Below are 14,229 nucleotides of genomic sequence, written 5' to 3' on the forward strand. Positions count from 1 at the left end.
TTATTAAGTCTTAGCTTTTTATAATTTTTTTGCAAAAGTATACAAACCGAACGTTTTTACAAGAAAAAAATAAGGATATGTAACTATATCGTTTTCGCCAATTAAGGATTGTAAACTACTTTTCGGTTGCGTTTACACAAATAATGATGCCATAATAAATACGTAGCAAAAGAACGATAAGGTTGCCAATGTTGAGCACGCTGCTCCATCATGTCTTTGTCGTGTATATCAAATAATTCTTTGAAGGTATTTACCACGGCAATATCACCAAGAGGTAACAAATCTGGTGCTTGTAAGGAAAACATCAAATAAATATCAATAGTCCAATGACCGATTCCTTTTATTTTGATTAATTTTTCGCGAACCACTTCGGCAGAAAGTGAAGACAATTCTTCTAAAACCAATTCTTTTGAAAGGAGTGCAGTAGCCAAAGCTTTGATATAGGTTATTTTTTGACGACTAACACCCACAGTCTTCAATTGCTCATCACTTAGCTGCACAACCGTTTCAGGAAGAAAAGGTTTTGCCGCTTCTTTTACTCGCAAATAAGTCGCTTTGGCAGAATCAATAGAAACTTGCTGTTCTAGAATTAAGAGCACGAGTGTCTCGAAACCTTCGGGACGTTCTGGAATAGTGGGCAAACCGTATTTTTCCACTATAGTTTTGAAAACGGGTTCTTGGGCAATTAATAACGAAAAAGGTTCTTGCATAATCGATTGTTTAGCCCAGATGGAAGCGGCATCCTCTAGTGGCGGGGTTCGCCACTAGAGATATAGCGTACAGCTGGATGAGCTCCTAAAAATTAAACCCAAAGGTTCCTTTGACCGTGAAATTTTGTGCATCGGGTGTATTGAGATAACTGCCACGCCAAGCAAAATCTATTCTAAATACTTTGAAAATATTCCCAATTCCGGCACTGTATTCCCAATAGATGTTCTCAGGCGCCACATAAGGTAATCCAGAGGCATTGATGGCTCGGTTGGCATCTGAGATCGTTCCGTAAACGCCTTTTACCCCCACTACCTCTCGCCAATTGAGTTTTCGCATAAATGGAATTCGAGCAAACAAACGCCCTTGGAAATTGTGATTCCATTGTAAGGTTACGTATTGATCGCTTATAAATTCGTAGAAATTCAGATTATTGAAGGTATTCTCGATACTGAAATACGTTTGATTTCCAGGAATAACGCTCATCAAACCTAAAGGAATGGTGCCAAATGTTTTCCCAGCCTCTAAAATTAGGTTGGTTCTTCCCAGTGGTCCGATAATGAACGGCTGTTTGTAATACAACTGAATCTTGTCGTATCGAATATCGCTGTTCAGAATACCCTCGAATCCGTGACTGTAATTGATAAAAACACGACTGTACGGACTGTCAACAATATCACGTTCTACACCAAAACCAATCGTTTTACGGTTGGGAGTGTACTCAATTTGAAGATTAGCTTCAGATTGCCTTACATCACTTTTAACCACTCCCGCAGGATTGGCTGCCGACGGCAACGTGGTATAGTAGTCCAAACTAAAGGTCGGTGATGCAGAAACTAAGGTGCGATGTGAAATTCCGGCTTGAAACGTCCAATTCTTAATAGGCTCTATTTCAAACGAAACATTGGTCAGATTGATATTGGTTAATTTACCATTACTTCCCGTCGTAAACAAAGCCGAAGACGCAAAACTGCGACCCAACACATCATTCGTTGTGGTCAAACTGGCGCCAATTTGCTCAATGTCACGTCGATTTCCTCCCGAAATGATGATTCGATTTTTCTTATCGACCATCCATTTTCCCGAAACACCATATTTGATTTTTTGATCTTCAAAACCATAAGCCGTAAAAGCCTGAACACGCCAAGGGTCATTAGGTCCAAAATAAGTCCTTCCGCCTAGACGAAGACGTACACCCTCTACTTCGTTGTAGCCAAAGGTGGAAAAAACGCTTCCGAAATCAAAATTTTTGAATTCTACATAACCACTTCCTAAGATAGAAACCAAGCTGTACAATTGCTTGAATTTTTTGACGGTTTGCAACGTATCGAGCATTTTATAAATTCCTTTTTCATCTTTGGAGAGCTTTTCAAAGCGGTTCTCTTCCCAATACTCCTCGGATTTATTGTAGACCTCGTTGTCTATAAAATTGACTTCGTCTTTGTAAAAAGTAGTAGGTTTAGGTTTGTTGAACTCGTGATTGCGATAAAAAGAAGTTCTTTTGCCATAAACACCTTTTGATTTTTCTTTTTTGTTTAAAGCAAAATCCGACATCAAATAATCTCGAGTCAAGAGAAAAACAGAATCGTTCATTACCTCAAATTCTTGCTCGATATAAATGTCTTTTACCCAGTTAATATTGGCGCTCTTGGTTACCGCCATATTAATTTTCTTAATGGCAAAAGTGGTATCGTTTACCCAAAAATCTCCTTTGAAGGTCAATTCGTTTTTACGTCTTGGATAGAAAACGATATTAAAACACCATTTGTTGTCGATTAATGCGCTATCACGCAACACATAATTATAGACATCAATCCCTGTTTTAGAAAGTGGACTGGTAAAACTTTTGTCAAAAAAAGTCAAGTGATTATCATATATATTATAATCAGAATACAAATCTTTAACAAAAGCTAAAATTTGTTGATTTCCATTAAATCCAGAGGTTTTATTGGCTTTATTGATTTCTTTAACTTTCTTGATAGTATTGTCCCCATACACATCATACAAAGCTTCGTTGATAAAAATAGGCAAATAGGTTTTACCAGTAACTTTAGAGGTATCGACTTGCTTGAAGATGAATTCCATCCCTTTGAAAATTTTATTTTTCATAAAAGCACTGTCAATAGTATTCATATCAAATTCAATCTTCTCATACTTCTCCATTTGGTATTGATTGAATTGATACAAACCATTTTTGCGTTTGCGTTCCCAAATTTTGCGCAAAATATCTAGAGCAGGATTGTTTTTCTTTGACGTTTTTCCCGTAAAAACGACCACTTCATTCAATTCTTGCATCTCCTTCAATACAATTTTGAAATTGTAATTCACTGCTTTTTCTAAGGTCACTTCCTTGTCAGAAAAGCCAGCCGAAGTAATTACCAAAACAGTATAATTTTGTGGAGACTCAATGTAAAATCGACCATCTTCATTGGTTACAATTCCTACATTTGAGTTTTTAAAAACAACATTAGCATAAGGAATAGGTTGATTGGATTTATCGACCACAATACCGCTAACCTTCGTTTGTGCTTTTGCAACGGTGACTAATGCAATTACGAGTATAAAGAAATATAAAATTGATTTTTTCATAAGTAAAAAAGGGCCTCATCGAATGCGTATCGATGAAGCCCCAAATATAATAATTAGATGACAAGTAGTAGTCTTAAACCGCCACTAGGAATGTTAAAAAAAACCTATTTTATGATTTTTAACTTTGCTTATTTTTTGTACAATACTTTTTTGACTGCTTTTACAACGTCATCAGAGTTTGGCAACCATTCTTTTAAGAGAACAGGAGAATAAGGTGCTGGTGTATCAGCTGTTGTGATTCTTTGAATTGGCGCATCCAAGAAATCAAAAGCTTGTTCTTGAACCAAATATGTAATCTCTGAAGATACACTAGCAAAAGGCCAAGCTTCTTCTAAAATTACCAAACGATTGGTTTTCTTAACCGATTTCAAAATCGCTTCTGTATCCATAGGACGTACCGTTCTCAAATCGATTACTTCACAAGAGATTCCTTCTTTCGCTAAATCATCTGCTGCTTTAAAAGCTTCTTTGATAATTTTTCCAAAAGAAACAATTGTTACATCAGTTCCTTCTCTCACCACATCAGCTACTCCCAACGGAATAGTGTACTCACCATCAGGCACTTCGCCCTTGTCGCCATACATTTGCTCTGATTCCATAAAAATTACAGGATCATTATCACGAATGGCAGATTTCAACAATCCTTTGGCATCATATACATTCGAAGGTACTACAACTTTTAGACCTGGAGTATTAGCAAACCAATTCTCGATAGCTTGAGAGTGAGTCGCTCCTAATTGTCCAGCAGAAGCTGTTGGTCCTCTAAATACAATTGGAATATTGAATTGTCCACCAGACATTTGACGCATCTTGGCAGCATTATTAATAATTTGATCAATACCAACCATACAAAAGTTGAAGGTCATGTATTCTACAATCGGACGACATCCATTCATGGCTGAACCTACCGCAATACCTGTAAAACCAAGCTCCGCAATAGGAGTATCAATTACACGTTTTTCACCAAATTCGGCCAACATTCCTTTCGATGCTTTGTAGGCACCATTGTATTCAGCAACTTCTTCACCCATTAAGTATATGGACTCATCGCGACGCATTTCTTCGCTCATCGCTTCGCAAACCGCTTCTCTAAACTGTATAGTTCTCATATATTATATGTATCTCTGTAAAATTAAAACGCAAAAATAAAAAATTAAAATGAGTTAGAAGGTGAGATTATTAGATTTTTAGAACGTTAGAGTATCAAACCGCTTAGACTGTTAGTTTTTTGGACATTTGCCTCCGCTCAGCAAGACTAAAAAATAGAACTCCCTTTTGAATATCTCATCATTCAACACTTTCCAAATCCAAAGAATAATTAATAAAAAAAAAAAACATAACACCACAATTATTTCACTCCTTTTTTGGTAATCACCTCGTTGCCCATAGTGGTTTTTAATATGTACACACCTTTTGACTCCTCAGCACATTCAATAGTATAGAAGAAATTCATTGCGTTTTTATTTACTTCTGTTTTTTTAATCAATTTTCCATTTATATCAAACAATGTTGTTTCAACCTTACCAAAGTAGGCATTATTAATACCAACTGTAAAGCCGTTTTCATCAGAACTAACAACTAAATCATCAGGAGAAAACACATTATCATCAACACCTAAATTGGCATTATTTAACTTATATATTAATTTATTAAAGGTATATGCATAGCCATAACCGTCTTTCATAACAAACTGATTTATTGCCTCTGGAGCGGTAAAATTTTCCACAAATGTAGGCGCCGGATTAACATTTCGGTAATTATATACATCATACACTTTGTTGTTCTGACGATTATATAAAAACATAGTACTATTATCCAATACCCCTACAGCTGTATATTCCAAAACATTTTGATACAACCTTTGAGAAACACCACTACCAATTGGCGTTCTGTATATCGCTCCTTCGGTCCCACTAGGAAATCCACTATTACCATAATCATAAATACCAACGAAAACCCCAGAATCTGCATCATTAAAATAACGGCTAACCGACCCATTTACAGGTAATGTTAAAACTGTATCCCATGTTAATCCATAATCGCTAGTCCTAACGGCACTTACAGTAGATCCGCTTTTAACAGCATAACCTAAACCTGTCGCTCTATTAATTTTCATATTAACTGGCTTATCACTTGAATTACTCAGACTCCAAGAGTCACCTCCGTTATTGGTGTACATGATACCGACATTTGTAATAACAACACCATTATTAGCATCTTTAAAAAACAAATCATACATGTTATCACCGCAACTACCACAAAAATTCAAAGTTTTCGTTGTCCAAGTTGCACCACCATCTGTTGTTTTTCCAAAGATTTTATAGGAAGTTTTAGACATGATGAAGAATCCAATATTTTGGTTGATAAAACTGACTTTAAAAGTCACACCAACTCCATTGGGATATGTTGTAGAAGTATTGTATTTTTCTGTCCATGTTTGACCTCCGTCATTACTAAAATGCAATCTGGCTCTAGGGTAACTTTGGTAGTAACTACTCGCAACATAAAGAGTGTTTGCATCAATAACTTCAACATCAGTAATATCATAATCTAAACCGGGAATGTTTGGTATACTAGTCCAAGTATATTGGGCATTCGTTTCCAGACAAAAAGCAACAAAAAGTAAAATAAAGTAGAATTTTCTCATAAATTAAGCTCAAAGAATCGCTAAACTAATTCTTTTTATAATAAAAAACGCATAAAATTTAATTTATTTAATCAGCCTGTAGTAAAGAGCGAGACATCAATTCAATTAATACAATTTCAGGAAGAACACAATTACTTATGAAATAGACATTTAGCTTACAGAAGCACCAAAAAACACTGTCGGAAAAACCCACATTATAAAATCCTTAATGAAATTCCAAAAATCCACTACCCTAGAAGAATTCCTAAACTTCAAACGTTAAACCCTTAAAAGACACAACCCTTATATGACGTATATATAGCGTATATATGGCGTATATATGACGTATATATGACGTATATATGACGTGTATATGGCGCATATGAGTATTATTTAACCTTAGTAAAAAAGTAAACAAACAGGAACCAACCTAAATAAAACTATTACTACACTCCTAACCTACTTAGCATAAATCTTTCTTCTCCACTGACTATTAATCACATAAAGCCAAAAAGCCCGCTTACAAACAAAAACAAGACCTTTGATACAGTCAGAAAAAAGTAGAACATCAAAAAAAGAAACGAAATCGTAATAGTTTTGAAAAAATATTATGCACGCATAGTAAATATTCCAATTATTATTTTAAATTTGTCAAGCTTTATCAAAAAAAATAAGTCTTATGAAAATATTAGTTTGCATCAGTCACGTTCCTGATACTACTTCAAAAATCAATTTCGTTAACGGTGATTCAGAATTCGACACCAATGGCGTTCAGTACGTTATCAATCCAAATGACGAATTTGGATTAACTAGAGCCATCTGGTTTCAAGAACAACAAGGCGCAACGGTAACTGTTGTAAATGTTGGTGGACCAGACACAGAACCTACTTTAAGAAAAGCATTAGCTATTGGAGCCAACGAAGCAATTCGTGTAAATGCCAATCCAACGGATGGTTTCTTCGTAGCCAAACAATTGGCTGAAGTAATTAAAAATGACGGATACGATTTAGTAATCGCTGGAAAAGAATCTTTAGATTACAACGGCGGAATGGTTCCTGGAATGATTGCTGGAATATTAGGGTACAATTTTCTGAACTCTTGCGTTAGCTTAACTATTGACGGAACAACAGTTACTGCATCAAGAGAAATCGATGGTGGAAAAGAAACTGTAGCTACAACTTTACCATTAATCATTGGAGGTCAAAAAGGATTAGTTGAGGAGAAAGATTTGCGTATTCCAAACATGAGAGGAATTATGACTGCAAGAACTAAAGCGTTAACTATTTTAGAGCCTGTAGATGCTAATGTAGCTACTAAAGCAGTAAAATTTGATAAACCAGCTCCAAAATCTGCGGTTAAATTAGTAGCAGCGGATAATTTAGATGAACTAATCAGTTTATTACATAACGAAGCTAAAGTAATTTAGTATTCAGTTATCAGTTTTTAGTGTTCCGTTTAAAAATCTAAAATAATTCAGTTTTTAGTTTCTGTTTTCAGTTGTAAAACTTTAAATATTAAACTTTTAACTTTTAAACAAAAAAATCATGTCAATACTAATATACGCAGAATCTGCAGAAGGAAAATTTAAAAAAGTAGCATTAGAATTAGCTTCTTATGCGAAAAAAGTAGCTGAAAGCTTAGGCACAACGGTAACGGCTGTTACTGTAAACGCGGGAGATGTTTCGGAACTATCAAAATATGGAGTAGACAAAGTTTTAAAAGTAACCAATAGTCAATTGGAGGCTTTTTCAGCAAAAGCTTACGCCGATGTAATCAAACAAGCCGCTCAAAAAGAGAATACAAAAGTTGTTGTTCTATCTTCTACAACAGATAGCATCTATTTATCATCTTTGGTAGCAGTTGGCTTAGAAGCTGGTTTTGCCTCAAATGTTGTAGGTTTACCATTAAGTACAACGCCATTTCAAGTAAAAAGAACTGCTTTTTCGAACAAAGCGTTCAATACTACCGAAATTAATACTGAAGTAAAAGTATTAGGAATTGCTAAAAATTCTTACGGTATTTTCGAAAATACAAGTTCGTTAACAGAAGAAGATTTTAATCCAACAATCGATGCTAACGATTTTGGTGTAAAAGTGACTTCAGTTGAAAAAAGTTCAGGAAAAATTTCTATTGCCGATGCTGATATTGTGGTGTCTGCAGGACGCGGAATGAAAGGCCCAGAAAACTGGGGAATGATCGAAGAATTAGCAGGTGTTTTAGGTGCTGCTACGGCTTGTTCAAAACCAGTATCTGATTTAGGATGGAGACCTCACGGAGAACACGTAGGACAAACCGGAAAACCAGTTGCTACTAATTTATACATTGCCGTAGGTATTTCTGGAGCGATTCAACACATTGCGGGTATTAACTCTTCAAAAGTAAAAGTAGTAATCAATAGTGATCCAGAAGCACCTTTCTTTAAAGTGGCTGATTATGGAATTGTTGGAGATGCTTTCGAAATTGTGCCTCAACTGATTGAAAAATTCAAAGCCTTCAAAGCACAACATTCATAGTTCTTAGTACTCGGCTTTTAGTACTTAAGCTTATAAATTAGCTATTAGTTAACTCTTACAAAAAGGACTAATCACTAAAGACTCGTAACTAAGTACTAATTTAAATCACAATAAGGCTACCTAAAAACAAGATAATTGTATCTTTGCTTTAGGTAGCTCTTTTTTTTATGCCTTTTTTTGATTAAAATTGCACCTTTAAAAAACCAAATAACTAGCTAAATCAATAGTTGTTTTTCCATAAAAAAATCCATGAGCTTAGTAAAATTAACCATAAAAGGAATTTCATACAGTCAAACACAAAACGGAGCTTATGCTTTAATTTTGAATGAAGTGGATGGCGAGCGAAAACTACCAATTGTTATTGGAGCTTTTGAAGCTCAGTCTATTGCTATTGCATTAGAAAAAGAAATCAAACCACCACGTCCGTTAACACATGATTTATTTAAAAATTTTGCAGAACGCTTTGATATAGTAGTAAAGCAAGTGATTATTCACAAGTTGGTCGATGGCGTATTTTATTCTAGTATCATCTGTGAACGAGATAAAATTGAAGAAATTATCGATGCAAGAACATCAGACGCTATAGCTTTAGCACTTCGATTTCATGCACCAATTTTTACTTATAAAAATATTTTGGATAAGGCAGGAATCTACTTAAAATCCAACCCAAATCCCACCGACCCTGATACTGAAGAGATCGATAGTATCCTATCGAATCCACAAACATTTGGTCACGGTGAGGAAACTAATCAATCAGGCCCTACCTATGCAAATCATAGTCTTCAGGAATTAAATGAGCTTTTAGAACAAGCTGTAGCCAATGAAGATTATGAGAAAGCTGCTAAAATAAGAGACGAAATATCCAAACGATAATTCTAGTATTGTTTTTTTCGATTGAATAGCTATAAACTAAGCAATATATAATTGCACACCACTAATTGTATTCCTATGAAACTAAAACAACTTCTTTTTGTCTTTGTATTTCTTACAGCACAAGTTACTTTGGCGCAGGACTATTATTTGCATTGCGGATCCATACTAGATACCAAATCAGGCAAAATGCTTTCCAACAAAACCATTGTAATTGCCAAAAACAAAATCATAAAAATACAAGAAGGTTTTATCTCCAAAGCCAATCCAAACGATATTGAAGTTGATTTAAAAAACAAATTCGTTTTACCAGGACTGATTGATCTTCATGTTCATATCGAAGGAGAACTTAATTCAAAAAGCTACGTCTCAAAATATATTGACAACGAAGCCGATGTCGCTTTTCAAGCCGTGAATTGTGCAGAAATCACCTTACTAGCTGGTTTTACTACCGTTAGAGATTTAGGAGGAACAGGAGTTAATGTTTCTTTACGAAATGCCATCAATAAAGGACTGATTAAAGGACCTAGAGTTTATACCGCAGGAAAAGCTATTGCAACAACAGGTGGTCATGCCGACCCAACAAACGGAAGCAACAGAAAACTAGTAGGCGATCCTGGGCCTCATGAAGGCGTAATCAATTCACCAGAAGATGCTGTAAAAGCCGTAAGGGGACGCTATAAAGAAGGAGCAGATGTAATTAAAATCACTGCAACTGGTGGTGTTTTAAGTGTAGCCAAAAGCGGAAAAAATCCACAATTCTCTATTGAAGAAATAAAAGCAATTACTGCAACGGCGAAAGATTACAATATGCTAACCGCTGCACACGCTCATGGAGATGAGGGAATGCAAAGGGCGATACTTGGTGGCATCAAAACCATTGAGCATGGTACTTTTATGAGTGAAGAGACTATGGAACTCATGAAAAAGTACGATACTTACTTAGTTCCAACGCTTACTGCTGCAAAAGAAGTAGAAAAAAACGCTGAAATACCGGGCTTTTACCCTGAAATTGTTGTACCTAAAGCACGTGAAGTAGGCCCTCAAATTAAATCAACTTTTGCCAAAGCCTACAAAAAAGGAGTGAAAATTGCCTTTGGTACAGATGCTGGTGTGTTTCCACATGGCATAAATGGTAAAGAATTTGGTTATATGGTAGAAGCTGGTATGCCAGAAATAGAAACCATTCAAGCCGCTACAATAACTAACGCTCAGTTGCTTGGAATCGATAAAGAAGCTGGTCAACTAAAAGAATCTTTTTGGGCAGACATTATCGCTGTAAATGATAATCCTCTCAAAAATATTAAAACATTAGAAGAAGTTTCTTTTGTAATGAAAGACGGAAAAATTTATAAAAAACAATAAAACAAGCGGTACATACTATGAAACAATACCATGACTTAGTTAAACACGTTTTGGAGAACGGCACACAAAAAGGAGATCGTACTGGAACGGGTACCAAAAGTGTTTTTGGCTATCAAATGCGTTTTGATTTAGCCGACGGATTCCCAATGGTAACCACCAAAAAACTACATTTGAAATCCATTATTCATGAATTGTTATGGTTTTTAAAAGGTGAAACTAACATTGCTTACCTACAAGAGCACGGTGTAAAAATATGGGATGCTTGGGCAGACAGTAATGGAAATTTGGGTCCCGTTTATGGCCATCAATGGCGTAATTGGAACAGTGAAGAAATTGATCAAATTTCTGACTTAATAACGGAGCTAAAAACCAATCCTAATAGCCGAAGACTATTAGTTTCGGCATGGAATCCTTCTGTATTACCAGACACTAAGAAAAGCTTTGAAGAAAATGTAACCAACAACAAAGCTGCATTACCTCCATGTCATGCTTTTTTTCAATTTTATGTAGCCGATGGAAAACTATCCTGTCAATTGTACCAACGTAGTGCTGATATTTTCTTAGGAGTACCATTTAATATTGCTTCCTATGCCCTATTAACACTAATGATAGCGCAAGTTTGCAACTTAGCTCCAGGCGAATTCATTCATACATTTGGTGACGCACACATCTATAACAATCATTTTGAACAAATTGAATTGCAACTCTCAAGAGAGCCAAGACCTTTGCCAAAAATGACGCTAAACCCCAATGTAAAAGACATCTTCGATTTTACTTATGAAGATTTTACCTTAGAAGATTACGACCCGCATCCTACAATAAAAGGAAGTGTTGCTGTATAATAAAAAAACCGCTAAAGCGGTTTTTTATTATCTATAAAGCTAAAACAGAATTTTCGGCACCAGCATAATCATTCCATTTTAATCCATCAGCTTCAGGATCATTCATATAGTTTCCATCTATCAAATACTTGAACTCATAGGAAGAATCTTTAGGCAAATCAAAAACGCCTTTAAAAGTACCGTTTTTTAATTTTTCCATTGTACCTTCTTCTATATTCCAGTTGTTAAAATCACCAACTACTGCCGCAGAAGCAGCTTCTTTTGCTAAAATAGAAAAAGTAACTTTACAAACTGGTTTTGTCTTAACAAATTGCTTTTTAATAGCCATAACTCCATGATTTTTAAAATTCTACAACAAGTTAAACAATTTCAACAGAACTACAAATACATTATATTCATTTTTACAATTTAACACAAATGAATGTTAAAAAACAAATAAAACGATAATTTAAAGGCAATTAAAAATTCATATTCAAAATTTAAAAGTTTCTAAAATCATGCAAAACATGAGATAGATTATCAGTTATGCAAAATAAATTTTATCTTTATCTACAAAAAAAACATGGATCAAGTCATTCACGAACAATACGAATATGCCAGACGAAGAATCAAGCAAAAAAAAAGATTGTACTTTCACTTTGTACTTTTTGCATTGACTAGTATTTTTTTATTCATAGCACATCGCTTCTTTTCTATTGGAGCAGAAAACAATTGGTGTATTTGGATTATTACTTTTTGGGCTTTTTTATTCGTACTTCACTTTATAAAAGTGTTTATTACAGATCGTTTCATGGATAAAAACTGGGAAAGAGATCAAATCGACAGATTGGTTGCTTTACAACAAAAAAAGATAAGCCAACTAGAACGTCAAATCGAAAAAGATAACCAATAAAAAAACTCATGATTACACTTATTGCCGCTGTGGCTGATAATCTTGCCTTGGGCAAAAACAACGATTTAATTTGGCACCTTCCTAATGATTTTAAACGATTCAAAGCAATAACTTCAGGACACTACATTATCATGGGGCGAAAAACTTTTGAAAGCTTCCCTAAACCATTACCAAATAGAACTCATGTCATTATTACTCGACAAAAAAATTACCATCCTGAAGGTTGTATTGTCGTAGATTCAATAGAAAAAGCCATTGAAGCCTGCCCTAAAACAGAAACTATTTTTGTGATTGGAGGAGGAGAAATATATAACTTAGCCATGCCATTTGCCGATCAACTGGATATAACAAGGGTTCACCACCATTTTGAAGCCGATACTTTTTTTCCAGAAATTAACCCCAAAAAGTGGCAATTATCAGAGTCCGAAAAACATTTGAAAGACGAGAAACACCTTTATGATTATAGTTTTGAAACGTATTTAAAAATTAAATAACACTAATATACCAAACAAAAAAACATCCCTTTCAGGATGTTTTCTTTTTGTAAAAGATATGATTTTGTTAATGACTCACTCTTGTAACAGTATTTGAGACAACAATATTAAAATACCAAGAAACAATATTGATCCAGAGACTGAAATAATAATGTTTGATATCTTTTTTGAGTAAAACTCAAAGTAGCCTTTAATACCAAATACCACAAAGATACTAAAGACCAAAAAAATTAAAATTTCCAAAAACAAATTTAATCCTAAGAACGTATTTTGCGCTTCAAAAAAAGTACCACTCGCAAAAGCGATATTTTCAAAACTGCTAACAAGAACAAACGCGATTATCAGCGCAATAATAAACCATTTGATTTGAGTCATTAAATTAATACTAACCATTTATTTTTCTTTTACATGGCAAATTTGAATAATATTTTCATACTGCACAATACCCACTTTTAGTGATATTTCATTTTTTTTGTTAAAATCAAAAACTAACTCCAAAGAAAGTCACAATTACAAAAAAGCACGTTCAAAATCAAATCAAGTGCTGTGTTAATGGAGTTTATACTATATTTGTGCAAATTAAAAAACGATGTCAGAAAAAGTCACTCCCTATAAAGATTCACAATTAAGCAAAAAAGAACAGGTAGCCACCATGTTCAACACAATTTCAGGTAATTATGATAATTTAAACCGTGTCATATCTTTTGGTATTGATATTAAATGGCGTAAAAAAGTTCTGAATTTAGTAACAAAATCCAATCCAGAAACTATACTTGACATAGCCACTGGCACGGGAGATTTAGCCATTTTGATGGCACAAACTCAAGCTAAAAAAATCATAGGGTTAGATATCTCAGCAGGAATGTTAGCCGTGGGAGTTGAAAAAATAGCGACAAAGAAACTTTCCAACCGTATCGAGATGCTTTTAGGGGACTCAGAAAACATGCCTTTTGAAGACAACTACTTTGATGCCATTACCGTGGCTTTTGGGGTTAGAAACTTTGAAAATCTAGAAAAAGGATTATCCGAAATTTTAAGAGTATTAAAGCCTGGTGGCACTTTCGTTATTCTAGAGACTTCTGTTCCAGAAAAAACACCCTACAAACAAGGCTATCACTTTTACAGTAAAAACATACTTCCTTTGATTGGAAAATTATTTTCAAAAGACAATACTGCTTACGGTTATTTATCTGAATCTTCGGCAGTTTTTCCTTATGGTGAACGATTGAACAATATTTTGAGAAAAACAGGGTTTATAGATGTAAAAGATATGCCTCAAACTTTTGGGGTGGCTTCCATTTATTATGCATCCAAAAAATAATTAGAAACT

Annotated in this window: 14 protein-coding genes; 8 read left to right on the forward strand and 6 right to left on the reverse strand. The window is 34.6% G+C overall.

Annotated elements, in window-relative coordinates; translation table 11 throughout:
• Window positions 1-101 precede the first annotated feature (101 nt).
• The 4 genes from WFZ86_RS05450 to WFZ86_RS05465 form a co-directional block, all read right to left on the reverse strand.
• A complete protein-coding gene (locus WFZ86_RS05450) occupies window positions 102-710 on the reverse strand; it encodes a DNA-3-methyladenine glycosylase family protein (RefSeq protein ID WP_342690995.1) in 609 nt (202 codons plus the stop codon).
• A gap of 85 nt (window positions 711-795) precedes the next feature.
• Window positions 796-3,297: a DUF5686 and carboxypeptidase-like regulatory domain-containing protein gene (locus tag WFZ86_RS05455; RefSeq protein ID WP_342690996.1), complete on the reverse strand. Its 2,502-nt coding sequence runs from the start codon at window positions 3,295-3,297 to the stop codon at window positions 796-798.
• A gap of 128 nt (window positions 3,298-3,425) precedes the next feature.
• Window positions 3,426-4,406: a pyruvate dehydrogenase complex E1 component subunit beta gene (locus tag WFZ86_RS05460; protein ID WP_342690997.1), complete on the reverse strand. Its 981-nt coding sequence runs from the start codon at window positions 4,404-4,406 to the stop codon at window positions 3,426-3,428.
• A gap of 239 nt (window positions 4,407-4,645) precedes the next feature.
• Window positions 4,646-5,944 (reverse strand): YCF48-related protein, encoded by a 1,299-nt coding sequence (locus tag WFZ86_RS05465; RefSeq protein WP_342690998.1) that lies wholly within the window; start codon window positions 5,942-5,944, stop codon window positions 4,646-4,648.
• 658 nt (window positions 5,945-6,602) lie between these two features.
• Here WFZ86_RS05465 and WFZ86_RS05470 point away from each other — a divergent pair.
• The 5 genes from WFZ86_RS05470 (at window position 6,603) to WFZ86_RS05490 (ending at window position 11,513) form a co-directional block, all read left to right on the forward strand.
• Window positions 6,603-7,349 carry an electron transfer flavoprotein subunit beta/FixA family protein gene (locus tag WFZ86_RS05470; protein WP_342690999.1) on the forward strand — a complete coding sequence of 249 codons (747 nt, stop codon included), beginning with the start codon at window positions 6,603-6,605 and terminating at the stop codon, window positions 7,347-7,349.
• Window positions 7,350-7,467: 118 nt separating this feature from the next.
• A complete protein-coding gene (locus WFZ86_RS05475; RefSeq protein ID WP_342691000.1) occupies window positions 7,468-8,436 on the forward strand; it encodes an electron transfer flavoprotein subunit alpha/FixB family protein in 969 nt (322 codons plus the stop codon).
• 249 nt (window positions 8,437-8,685) lie between these two features.
• On the forward strand, window positions 8,686-9,309 hold the full coding sequence (locus WFZ86_RS05480; protein WP_342691001.1) for a bifunctional nuclease family protein: 624 nt from the start codon (window positions 8,686-8,688) through the stop codon (window positions 9,307-9,309).
• Window positions 9,310-9,384: 75 nt separating this feature from the next.
• Window positions 9,385-10,671: a metal-dependent hydrolase family protein gene (locus tag WFZ86_RS05485; protein WP_342691002.1), complete on the forward strand. Its 1,287-nt coding sequence runs from the start codon at window positions 9,385-9,387 to the stop codon at window positions 10,669-10,671.
• Between the two features lie 17 nt (window positions 10,672-10,688).
• Window positions 10,689-11,513: a thymidylate synthase gene (locus tag WFZ86_RS05490; protein WP_342691003.1), complete on the forward strand. Its 825-nt coding sequence runs from the start codon at window positions 10,689-10,691 to the stop codon at window positions 11,511-11,513.
• Between the two features lie 31 nt (window positions 11,514-11,544).
• Here WFZ86_RS05490 and WFZ86_RS05495 read toward each other — a convergent pair whose 3' ends face one another.
• Window positions 11,545-11,841: an isoamylase early set domain-containing protein gene (locus tag WFZ86_RS05495; protein ID WP_342691004.1), complete on the reverse strand. Its 297-nt coding sequence runs from the start codon at window positions 11,839-11,841 to the stop codon at window positions 11,545-11,547.
• A gap of 234 nt (window positions 11,842-12,075) precedes the next feature.
• On the opposite strand from WFZ86_RS05495, the gene WFZ86_RS05500 reads away from it, so the two are divergent.
• Together WFZ86_RS05500 and WFZ86_RS05505 are read left to right on the forward strand one after the other, a co-directional pair.
• A complete protein-coding gene (locus tag WFZ86_RS05500; RefSeq protein WP_342691005.1) occupies window positions 12,076-12,405 on the forward strand; it encodes a 2TM domain-containing protein in 330 nt (109 codons plus the stop codon).
• A gap of 8 nt (window positions 12,406-12,413) precedes the next feature.
• A complete protein-coding gene (locus WFZ86_RS05505) occupies window positions 12,414-12,899 on the forward strand; it encodes a dihydrofolate reductase (RefSeq protein ID WP_342691006.1) in 486 nt (161 codons plus the stop codon).
• A gap of 75 nt (window positions 12,900-12,974) precedes the next feature.
• Here the strand turns inward: WFZ86_RS05505 and WFZ86_RS05510 are convergent, their stop codons facing one another.
• Entirely contained in the window at window positions 12,975-13,292 is a 318-nt protein-coding gene (locus WFZ86_RS05510) for a hypothetical protein (protein ID WP_342691007.1), read from the reverse strand.
• A 196-nt stretch (window positions 13,293-13,488) separates the two neighbouring features.
• Here WFZ86_RS05510 and ubiE point away from each other — a divergent pair, with 196 nt between their 5' ends.
• On the forward strand, window positions 13,489-14,220 hold the full coding sequence (ubiE, locus tag WFZ86_RS05515; protein ID WP_342691008.1) for a bifunctional demethylmenaquinone methyltransferase/2-methoxy-6-polyprenyl-1,4-benzoquinol methylase UbiE: 732 nt from the start codon (window positions 13,489-13,491) through the stop codon (window positions 14,218-14,220).
• Window positions 14,221-14,229 lie beyond the last annotated feature (9 nt).

The organism is Flavobacterium polysaccharolyticum (genome assembly GCF_038739875.1).
GTDB lineage: Bacteria > Bacteroidota > Bacteroidia > Flavobacteriales > Flavobacteriaceae > Flavobacterium > Flavobacterium polysaccharolyticum.

Coding starts and splice junctions, on each gene's coding strand:
- WFZ86_RS05450 (WP_342690995.1), bottom strand. CDS start 710: ATGCAAGAACCTTTTTCGTTATTAATTGCCCAAGAACCCGTTTTCAAA.
- WFZ86_RS05455 (WP_342690996.1), bottom strand. CDS start 3,297: ATGAAAAAATCAATTTTATATTTCTTTATACTCGTAATTGCATTAGTC.
- WFZ86_RS05460 (WP_342690997.1), bottom strand. CDS start 4,406: ATGAGAACTATACAGTTTAGAGAAGCGGTTTGCGAAGCGATGAGCGAA.
- WFZ86_RS05465 (WP_342690998.1), bottom strand. CDS start 5,944: ATGAGAAAATTCTACTTTATTTTACTTTTTGTTGCTTTTTGTCTGGAA.
- WFZ86_RS05470 (WP_342690999.1), top strand. CDS start 6,603: ATGAAAATATTAGTTTGCATCAGTCACGTTCCTGATACTACTTCAAAA.
- WFZ86_RS05475 (WP_342691000.1), top strand. CDS start 7,468: ATGTCAATACTAATATACGCAGAATCTGCAGAAGGAAAATTTAAAAAA.
- WFZ86_RS05480 (WP_342691001.1), top strand. CDS start 8,686: ATGAGCTTAGTAAAATTAACCATAAAAGGAATTTCATACAGTCAAACA.
- WFZ86_RS05485 (WP_342691002.1), top strand. CDS start 9,385: ATGAAACTAAAACAACTTCTTTTTGTCTTTGTATTTCTTACAGCACAA.
- WFZ86_RS05490 (WP_342691003.1), top strand. CDS start 10,689: ATGAAACAATACCATGACTTAGTTAAACACGTTTTGGAGAACGGCACA.
- WFZ86_RS05495 (WP_342691004.1), bottom strand. CDS start 11,841: ATGGCTATTAAAAAGCAATTTGTTAAGACAAAACCAGTTTGTAAAGTT.
- WFZ86_RS05500 (WP_342691005.1), top strand. CDS start 12,076: ATGGATCAAGTCATTCACGAACAATACGAATATGCCAGACGAAGAATC.
- WFZ86_RS05505 (WP_342691006.1), top strand. CDS start 12,414: ATGATTACACTTATTGCCGCTGTGGCTGATAATCTTGCCTTGGGCAAA.
- WFZ86_RS05510 (WP_342691007.1), bottom strand. CDS start 13,292: ATGGTTAGTATTAATTTAATGACTCAAATCAAATGGTTTATTATTGCG.
- ubiE (WP_342691008.1), top strand. CDS start 13,489: ATGTCAGAAAAAGTCACTCCCTATAAAGATTCACAATTAAGCAAAAAA.